General features: G+C 57.8%; 9 protein-coding genes and 1 pseudogene. 8 read left to right on the top strand and 2 right to left on the bottom strand.

Annotated elements, in window-relative coordinates; translation table 11 throughout:
* The first annotated feature begins 431 nt into the window (after positions 1-431).
* The 5 genes and pseudogenes from GX181_05355 to GX181_05335 all read left to right on the top strand — a co-directional run bounded on the left by GX181_05355 (position 432) and on the right by GX181_05335 (position 3,847).
* Positions 432-1,187: a sulfite exporter TauE/SafE family protein gene (locus tag GX181_05355; GenBank protein NLM71367.1), complete on the top strand. Its 756-nt coding sequence runs from the start codon at positions 432-434 to the stop codon at positions 1,185-1,187.
* A 36-nt stretch (positions 1,188-1,223) separates the two neighbouring features.
* A pseudogene (locus GX181_05350) lies at positions 1,224-1,458 on the top strand (cell filamentation protein Fic).
* A 454-nt stretch (positions 1,459-1,912) separates the two neighbouring features.
* Positions 1,913-2,620 carry a DUF3800 domain-containing protein gene (locus GX181_05345; protein NLM71366.1) on the top strand — a complete coding sequence of 236 codons (708 nt, stop codon included), beginning with the start codon at positions 1,913-1,915 and terminating at the stop codon, positions 2,618-2,620.
* Between the two features lie 77 nt (positions 2,621-2,697).
* Positions 2,698-3,147 carry a hypothetical protein gene (locus tag GX181_05340; GenBank protein NLM71365.1) on the top strand — a complete coding sequence of 150 codons (450 nt, stop codon included), beginning with the start codon at positions 2,698-2,700 and terminating at the stop codon, positions 3,145-3,147.
* Between the two features lie 484 nt (positions 3,148-3,631).
* On the top strand, positions 3,632-3,847 hold the full coding sequence (locus GX181_05335) for a hypothetical protein (protein ID NLM71364.1): 216 nt from the start codon (positions 3,632-3,634) through the stop codon (positions 3,845-3,847).
* Positions 3,848-4,113: 266 nt separating this feature from the next.
* On the opposite strand, the gene GX181_05330 is transcribed toward GX181_05335, so the two are convergent.
* Positions 4,114-5,370: a hypothetical protein gene (locus GX181_05330; GenBank protein ID NLM71363.1), complete on the bottom strand. Its 1,257-nt coding sequence runs from the start codon at positions 5,368-5,370 to the stop codon at positions 4,114-4,116.
* 240 nt (positions 5,371-5,610) lie between these two features.
* Positions 5,611-6,099, bottom strand: coding sequence for a hypothetical protein (locus GX181_05325; protein ID NLM71362.1), 489 nt, complete (start codon positions 6,097-6,099; stop codon positions 5,611-5,613).
* A gap of 73 nt (positions 6,100-6,172) precedes the next feature.
* Between GX181_05325 and GX181_05320 the strand changes: the two genes are divergently transcribed.
* The 3 genes from GX181_05320 (at position 6,173) to GX181_05310 (ending at position 8,278) form a co-directional block, all read left to right on the top strand.
* The gene (locus GX181_05320; GenBank protein NLM71361.1) at positions 6,173-6,835 is read left to right on the top strand and encodes a histidine phosphatase family protein; all 663 of its coding nucleotides are present in this window, start codon (positions 6,173-6,175) and stop codon (positions 6,833-6,835) included.
* Positions 6,836-6,918: 83 nt separating this feature from the next.
* Positions 6,919-7,503 (top strand): sigma-70 family RNA polymerase sigma factor, encoded by a 585-nt coding sequence (locus GX181_05315; protein NLM71360.1) that lies wholly within the window; start codon positions 6,919-6,921, stop codon positions 7,501-7,503.
* A 160-nt stretch (positions 7,504-7,663) separates the two neighbouring features.
* Positions 7,664-8,278, top strand: coding sequence for a hypothetical protein (locus GX181_05310; GenBank protein NLM71359.1), 615 nt, complete (start codon positions 7,664-7,666; stop codon positions 8,276-8,278).
* Positions 8,279-8,350 lie beyond the last annotated feature (72 nt).

The raw sequence follows: 8,350 nt of genomic DNA, 5'->3' as shown, positions 1-8,350 counted from the left end.
CCCCCGGACCCCGAGCCGGACCCCGATCCCGAGCCCGATCCGGAGCCTGAGCCCGATCCCGAGCCTGAACCGGAGCCTGAGCCTGGGCCTGGGCCGGTGCCAGTGCCGAAGCCCGATCCCGAGCCAGACCCGGAACCTGATCCCGTGCCCGTTCCACGTCCCGACTACCCCGCAGGAGGGTGAATCGTCGTTCCGTAAGCCCGTGCGGCTTTCAGGGAAGGTGCCAAGAGGAGTGCGAATAAGCGACCCGACATCGGACGAGGGGGATCTCGGGGTAGGCACTGGCCTTGTCGACGAGGAATCCTCCTCCCTCTCTTTCCATCCGTGTGCTATCATTGCGCCAGTGGATACTGCTCCACGTGGAGGTCCGAGGTGACCGCTCCCTGTCGTCCCGAACGACCACCAAAACACACGAGAAAGTAGTGAGGCTTATGGATCTGGCTTGGTACCACTGGACCGGCATCGTCGTCGTAGGAGTTTTGCAGGGGTTTCTCAACACAGTCGCCGGAGGGGGGTCGTTGCTCGTGCTCCCGGCGCTGACGTTCCTGGGGATGGACCTTGCGGTGGCGAACGGGACCAACCGCATCGCCATACTGCTGCAGAGCGCCTCCGGCGCGGCGAGCTTCAAGAGGCAGGGGGCCCTCTCGTTCGGCAGGGCGCTTCCTCTGGCTGCCGCTGCAACCGTCGGCGCGCTGGTCGGGACGTTCATCGTGGTGCAGGTGGACAAGAAGATGCTGAACCTCGTGATCGCGGGGCTGATCTCTCTGATGGCTCTGCTGCTGGTATTCAAGCCGAGGATGTGGGAGGAGGTCGAGGAGAGGAACTGGCCGAGGTGGGCCGTGTACGTGGTATTCTTCGCGGTCGGGATCTACGGCGGATTCATCCAGGCCGGCGTCGGCTTCTTCCTCTCGTGGGCGCTGGTGGTCGCCGCAGGAATGGACCTGGTCAGCGGAAACGCGGTCAAGACGATAATCATCGGTTGCTACACCACGATAAGCCTGGTTATCTTCTTCATGAACGGTCTGGTGAACATCCCCGTGGGGCTGGTGCTGGCGGTGGGCAGCATGATGGGCGCGGTGCTCGGCGCTCGTTTCACCGTGATGAAGGGGAACAAGTGGGTGCGCTACGTGCTGGCGTTCGTAGTTGTCGTAAGCGCCGTAAAGATGGTGTTCGACGCGATAGGGTAGCCCTGATAGCGCGGAGAGCTTGCGAGGCGGTTTCAGATGAGTAAAATATCCATCAGGTTTTTCGATGACCGCGAGGTCCGCGCCGTCTGGGACGACGAAAACGCCAAATGGTGGTTTTCGGTACACGATATCGTCGGTGTGCTGCGTGACGAAAGCGATTATACGAAGAATCGAAACTACTGGAAATACCTAAAGGAAGCTGAGTAAAGAGGGATCTCAGTTGGTTAGTCGCACTACCCAACTGAAGCTGACGGCAACGGACGGCAAGAGATATTCAACCGACTGCTCCTACTACTATGAGCAGGAGAGCGACATGTGCTATTCCACCGACTTTGAAGAGACTCAAAAGTCATAAGCCAAACCCCAAATCCACAGGTTCATCTCCGAGAAGGAGACGAAGCGTCTTCAGACCTTGGGAGGAGCTCGAAGTCCTTTCAGGCTACAAAAACCACTTTGGCTCTACCGGAAACCCCGCTCTCCCCTTTCGTGTGGCTCTGGGAGCCCTCCTGGTGCTGGCCAGTCTCAATCTCACCGACGAGGAGACGGTGGGGCAGATCAGAGAGAGCCCCCACCCGGCCCCTTTTGGTCCGGGCGTTCCGTCCTGGAGAACTGTGCCTGACTTGTTCAGGAGTCCCTGTTTAGGGCTGGTGTAGGCACGCACACCTGCCCGAAAAGCCATATAGCTATATATAAAGTGCAATTAGAACCAATGGAGGTCTATGCAAATGTCCAACTTCAATATCTACTGTGACGAGAGCTGCCATCTGGAACACGACGGCATCAATGTCATGGTGCTGGGAGCAGTTTGGTGTCCTCGTTTCGAGGTGCGTGAGATAAATGCGCGTGTCCGTGAAATCAAGAAGCGTAATAGTATATCGCTAGCCTCCGAACTGAAATGGATTAAAATCAGCCCTTCGAACGTGCAATTATACTCCGACCTCGTTAACTATTTTTTTGATGACGAGCGGTTGCGCCTTCGTGCCGTGATTATCCCGGACAAGGGAAGCTTAGACCATGAGCGTTTTAACCAGACTCACGATGACTGGTACTACAAGATGTATTTTGAGATGCTCAAGCAAATATTGACGCAGGAAGACCTCTTCGAAATTTATATCGATATCAAAGATACGCGCTCAAACCGCAAGGCTCAAAAACTGCGAGAGGTGTTGAGTAACGCAAACTACGATTTTCAGCAAAAAATCGTTCAGCGCTTACAGCCAATACGCTCCAATGAAGTTGAAATCATGCAGATTGTCGACATTCTTATCGGTGCGCTTGGTTACGCCAACCGCGTATTTGAGGACGGGCATGAAAAAAGCGCTGCAAAGCTAGCTATAATTGAGCTTATCAAAAAGCGCTCCAGATTAACATTACAAAAAAGCACTCTCCTGCGTGAAGAAAAGTTTAATCTCTTTATGTGGGAATCGAGGTAGGTACGAATGAAGAATAATTGCTGGTTGCCCCGCCTTGAAGAGTTTAATGACTATGGGATTGGGGTAGATATGAAGCCGTGCTATACGAGATATTCAAGAATGATTTTATCGCCACGAAGCCGTGTTTTGAAAATAAGCCGGTGAATATCCGCAAACATCCGAAGGAAGGCGATAAGGAGCAAGCTTTCTTTTACGTCACTTCGCGGGACTATTTTAAAGACTGTGAACGTGTTCCGGATATGCGTCGCTGTGAACGTATACGCTGGATTCGAAGCTTTATTGAAGAATATAACTGTGACACAACTGAGTGTGTCGACTGCCAAGGCGTAAAAGTCTGGGAAGAGGACAAGCAACCGAAGTGGAACGGGAATCGCGTCCATCTGCTTTTAGAGGAAGAACGGTTTATGGTTGTGCTGGAGAGGAGAAACACATTTTTCCTGCTCGTCACGGCGTTTTATCTTGAGCAAGACCATACTTTGCGCAAGAAGAATCAGCAGTACACAAACTCGACGTCAAAAATAAAGTGATGGATTTTTCGCTGATGTTTCGCATATAATAGCGATGGGTGAAGCCGTGTGGCTTATCCAAATTATGGCCGGAGAAACGCGTGCTCGAGAATTTTTCCGGAAAACCTGTTGACAAGCGTTCCTGAGATGACTATAATTCTATTAGCTCATCTGCCGTGCGTAGAAGGAGTTCCTGAAAGCGTTTCGTTAAGTCGAGGCGCTTTCTGCTTTGTATGAAAGCAGATTAACCTTGAGACAGAGCACCAGGTTGATGCTTGAGTCGGGATAAAACTTGACCACAATGTTGACCACAATAAGCCCGATAGAAGGAAAATCTTTGGTTTTACGGGCTTTTCAGCCCGCCACCTTCTACCGAATGGAGTAAATAAAGCTATCCCGGAAACTCGCTATTTAAGTGGTTTTCCGGGATAGCTTTTTGCATTGGTGATTCTTACGATGAGTTCACCCCGCAAGCGTCGATCTGGCAAGCTTTGACAAGGAGGACATGAAGTTCGTCGCTGTGGCTGTGGCGAACGCGCACGAAGAAAAACCTCCGATCCTGCAGTCGAGCAAATACACGCCGCAGTCCTTACTGCTTGAACTGGAGCCTCTGACGACCGTCCACTATACGGGGAAGTACAAGAACCGCCTTGTCGAGGCGACTAAGGTTCAGAGGGAAATCCTGGCGGCGTTCGGGATCGACCTGCATGCCTCGTTATAAAATGAACGGGAATTGAGGTTAATACTGTTCTATGAACAGTCCAGAGTGGTTTTTCGTATTTTCAAGGTGTGGATTCAGCCAAACTTCCTCGTATTGACCCTCGTATTGACGAATGCCTCTGTCAAGAAGACTAACAAGACTCCTCCGGGGGAGCTAGGGCAAGCGTTGCTTTCCAAGGTCGCCAAGGGGCTCGGCAAGGAGCTGTATCTGGAACTCCGGTAAAACAAGAAGTCCCGGCAAAAGCGCCGGGACTTCTTTTATCTCCCCTACAGCCTGTGCGCTCCCGCGGCCACGAACGACAGGCCTGCTTTCGTCAAGGCCTCGGCCGTGCTGTTGACTGCCTTGTGCTTGGACAGGTAGTTCAGCATCAGGGCCTCCATCTCGCCGGAGGCCTCTATCTCCTTCTTCTCGCGGAAGTAGTCAAGCAGGTCGGAGGGGCGCGCAAGCTCCCGCTCCTCCTCCGGATTGCCGCCCTCGTGCTTCGCCGAGATGTTGGGCACGGTCTTGACCAGCTCCAGCAGGCCGTCCCTGCGGTTGTACGGCTGGCGGACGATGCTCTTCCAGGTCTCGGTGATGTGGTGCTCGATCCTAACCTGGTCGTCCAGCCCAAGCTCCCTGCGGATGGCGGCGGACTGGGCTATGTGCTCGTCGTCGATCGAGTTCGACAGGTTGAAGCCGGCAAGAGGAGTGCTGCCGTCCTCTCGCGCGAACATGCGTGCCGCAAGCAGTGTCCACAGGACTGCGTACGGGTTGTCGTTGCCCATGAAGACGGAGATCTTGAAGCGCACGTCGACCCCAAGGCGGTAGAGCAGGTAGCCGAGCAGTACTGTGCCGGGGTTGATGTTCAGCACCTCGTCGATGCCGTAGTTGGTGTAGTAGTAGAGCACCTCGTCGACCCACTGCAGCGGGTGGTTGTTCGGCTGGCCGATGCCGCCGAAGTAGCCGGTGATCGTCTCGGGCCCGCCGAGGTGGACGTTGGAGCCGTCGACTCCCTTCGTGTCAAGAGTCTCCACGCAGGTCGAACCCAGGATCTTCGTCGCGGCGCGCACTGCCGGGAGGTCGCCGTTGTCCGCCTCCTGCTCCTTCATCTTGCGCACCCTGATGAACCGCCCGGGAAGGATCTCGCCCTTGTCGATCGACTGTTTCACCTCCGCTAGCAGCCAGGGGAAGTACTGAAGCGCGCTGATCTCCAGCGTCGGGGCCTTGGAGAAGTCGTAGTCCCAGGCGGGGCGCTCCGGGCAGACCTTGGCTCGGTACTCGGACAGGGAGATAAACTTGCCCTCGTCGCGAAGGGTCGCAATCCACTCCAGGTCCTTTACGAAGGGGGAGTTGATCCGCTCCAGCTTCTTGACGAGTGACTCAACCCTGCCGGCCTCGCGCGCCTGCTCGTTGATCTCCGACACTGTGCCGTACTTGGCGACGACTCTCCTGAGGGCGCCTAGCGCCGGATTCTTCGGGTCCCCGAGGTACTGGTTGATCTCCTCGAAGACGGGCTGAGAGATGCAGAACTCCTTGAATGCCATTCTATTTCCTCCTCGTGAAATAAGATAAAAAAACGAGGGCCTTCGAAATTTCCTCGAAGACCCTCGTCAGAAACGCACAAGGCAGCAAGCGCCCCTACGCCTCCGGAGGGTCGCCACGCATCATCATGCCGTAACGGATTTCAATCTTGGATATGACTCTCGCTTCGTTCATAGCATAATCCCTTTCCAAATCGATCACGCGGAGTATAGTACACTCCGCCGGCGCAAATGTCAACGTCGCTAGTCGGTCTCCGAGACGAAGAAGAGGGTGAACAGCCTTCGCCTCCTGTCGTAGACGCTCCAGCAGCCCGTACCGAACCACTCCCGCCCGGCGTCGAAGAAGTCGCACCAGTCGTCCGACCAGCAGAAGCAGTCGTAGGTTCCGTCGGACGGGAAGAGCAGCCGGTAGAGCCGGTCGAACTCCTCCTGCGACCTCCAGTAGGGGTAGACCGGGTTGTGGTAGAAGTACTCCACCTGGCCCATCACCGTCAGGGGGGAGGCGAGCTCCTCCATCAGGCTGGGCGTGCTTGTCTCCACGTCCTCGTCCTCGCCGTACCTGTCGATGACGACTGGGACGATGCCCTTCATCAGGGCCTGCTGGTGGGTCACGATGTCCCGATACTCCTCGGTCCACGGAAGGCGGACGCAGCGGACACCGCTCGCGTCAAGCAGGCTGACGATCTCGTCCTCGTTCGGGTCCTCGTGATCTATCGCGTAGTATCGGTACATCTCCCGGCCTCCTCTCATCCGATCCGGCCCGGGTATGATATCATTGACCAAAAAGAGTGTCCATGAACGGAGAGTGGCGCGTTTGGCAAGGCGTCGGGTTTTTTTTATAAGGCACGGCAGGACGGCCTGGAACGAGGCAATGCGCTTCCAGGGCAGGACGGACGTCCCCCTGGACGAAGCGGGGCGCTCGCAGGCCGAGAGTTTGGCGGCGAGGATGGCGGGGTGGCGCGGCCTCAGACTGTATTCAAGCACGCTGTCGCGCGCGATGGAGACGGCGAGGATCATCTCGGAGGCATGCGACGGCACGATCGAGCCCCGCGACGGGCTGGTGGAGATATGCTTCGGGGAGTGGGAGGGGATGACGCTGCCCGAGGTGAAGTCGGCGGACCCTGATTATGTCGTCAGGTGGCGACGAAACCCGTTCGAGTGCGTCCCGCCGGGCGGGGAGACCTTCGAGGCGATAAGAGAGAGGCTGGCACCGGTGCTGGACGAGGCTTTCGAGGCTGACGGCAGGGTAGCGGTGGTCTGCCACGGAGGTATAATAAGGGCGGCCCTCTACATGCTGCTGGGTCTGAGCGGAGAGGCTGCCTGGAGGACCAGGCTGGGCAACTGCTCGGTGACGGGAGTGGAGGCCGGAAAGCGCGGGATGTCGCTGCTGTTTGTGAACGACTGCGTCCACTCGTTCGTCGATGATGGCGACAGGGGCATTCTGCCCGGGATCCCTTTTTCTCTTTAGACGGGGAAGGGGATGGCCGCGGGCTTTTGATAGCTTGGGCGAGAGGGGGGAGCGATTTGGTCCCGGACGATATATCGAAAGGCATTGAGGAGCGAGGGGCCGACGACGACTCGTCCCGGCGGGCCGAGGAGGCGGAGCTGTGGCGGCGCTTCTCCTCGGACGGGGACGAGGACGCCAGGGACGAGCTGATCGTCTCCTACAGGCCTCTCGTCTTCTGGCTCGCCAGGCGGTTCACGGTGCGACCGTCGTCCTACCAGGACCTGATCCAGGAGGGGATGCTCGCCCTTATCCGGGCGGTCGACCGGTTCGAGCCGGAGCGCCACCTGAGGTTCACCACCTACGCCTTTCATCGGATCAGAGGCCAGATGATCAACTTCCTGCAGAGGTCGGAGAGCAGGGCCCCGGTGCCGGTGGACGACGAGTACCTGGTAGTCGAGGATCCCTTTTCGCCCGACGTTTTCGAGACGATGCTGGCGGTGCTGGACGAGATGAAGAGGCTGCCGGAGAGGGAGGAGTCCGTAGTCCGGGCGCTGCTGATCGACGGCAAGAACGCCAGGGAGGTGGCCCTGGAGCGTGGGATCGACGTGAGCCACGTCTACCGCCTGAGGAGAAACGCCCTGGCCAAGCTGAGGCGATGGCTGGGCGAGGAGGCCACAAACGAGGGCTGAAAGGGGATAAGAGGTAGAGAAGCGAGATCCCTCGCTTCGCTCGGGATGACATAACCAGGCGACCAAACGGACGCTTTCCCGTTTTTGTCGTTCGCTTAGGCAGCATGCTTCTGGCCGCCTTCCGATTTGTTCATCTCTATCTCCTTCGGAGGCTTGTGCTATGGATAAGAAGATCGTCAGAATCTGCAGGTGGCTCGAGAGGTGCGCCAAGGCTTGCTCCGCCGGCTCCTGGGGCAGCGCCCTTATGGATGTCGAGTGCGCCAAGGCCGAGCTTGAGGACGCGCGCAGCGAGATCTGGGCTCGGGCCGAGGCTGAGCGTGTCGCGCCCGCCCCTAAGAGGGGTGCGAAGGCGTTCAGGGTGGCGCTGGTGGGCACGGCCATGCTGTTCGCGCTCGCCGCGCCCTTGGCGATGCAGAGCTACGGTCCGGTTCCCGCCCAAGTGGTCGCGGAGGAGAACGTGCTCGAGTGGGTGACGGCGGACGAGAAGGCCGTCCTCGACGCACTCCGAAAGAGCCTCAGCGAGGCCAACCTCGCCTGGCTGAGCGAGATGCGCGAGGCGGAGACCGACGCCGACCTCGGACTCCCCCCGGCGGATGAAGCGGGGAGAGGCTCGGCCGGGAGGAAGGTCGCGGCGCGCAGGGAGGCGCCCCCGGTGGTCGAGGCAAAGCCCTCGTCTCCCCCCGCGGTGGAGCTGGATTCGATACTGGCACTAGTGCAGATCGGCCAGAAGGCCCTGAGGGAGAGGGAGCCGACCATACAGATCCAGGGCCGCTGACGAAGACGCCCGGCGCGGGTGTTGGGGAGCGGTCGTTTTTATGGTATTATTGTCCCTCTTCCGGGGATATAT

This window comes from Synergistaceae bacterium (genome assembly GCA_012521675.1).
Classification (GTDB): Bacteria; Synergistota; Synergistia; order Synergistales; family Aminobacteriaceae; genus JAAYLU01.
Note: the sequence above shows the minus strand (reverse complement) of the source record. Positions and strands in the feature narration are given on the sequence as shown.

What these genes read in the sequence shown, in the direction of transcription:
- GX181_05355 (NLM71367.1), top strand. Translation starts at nt 432, where the DNA reads ATGGATCTGGCTTGGTACCACTGGACCGGCATCGTCGTCGTAGGAGTT.
- GX181_05345 (NLM71366.1), top strand. Translation starts at nt 1,913, where the DNA reads ATGTCCAACTTCAATATCTACTGTGACGAGAGCTGCCATCTGGAACAC.
- GX181_05335 (NLM71364.1), top strand. Translation starts at nt 3,632, where the DNA reads ATGAAGTTCGTCGCTGTGGCTGTGGCGAACGCGCACGAAGAAAAACCT.
- GX181_05330 (NLM71363.1), bottom strand. Translation starts at nt 5,370, where the DNA reads ATGGCATTCAAGGAGTTCTGCATCTCTCAGCCCGTCTTCGAGGAGATC.
- GX181_05325 (NLM71362.1), bottom strand. Translation starts at nt 6,099, where the DNA reads ATGTACCGATACTACGCGATAGATCACGAGGACCCGAACGAGGACGAG.
- GX181_05310 (NLM71359.1), top strand. Translation starts at nt 7,664, where the DNA reads ATGGATAAGAAGATCGTCAGAATCTGCAGGTGGCTCGAGAGGTGCGCC.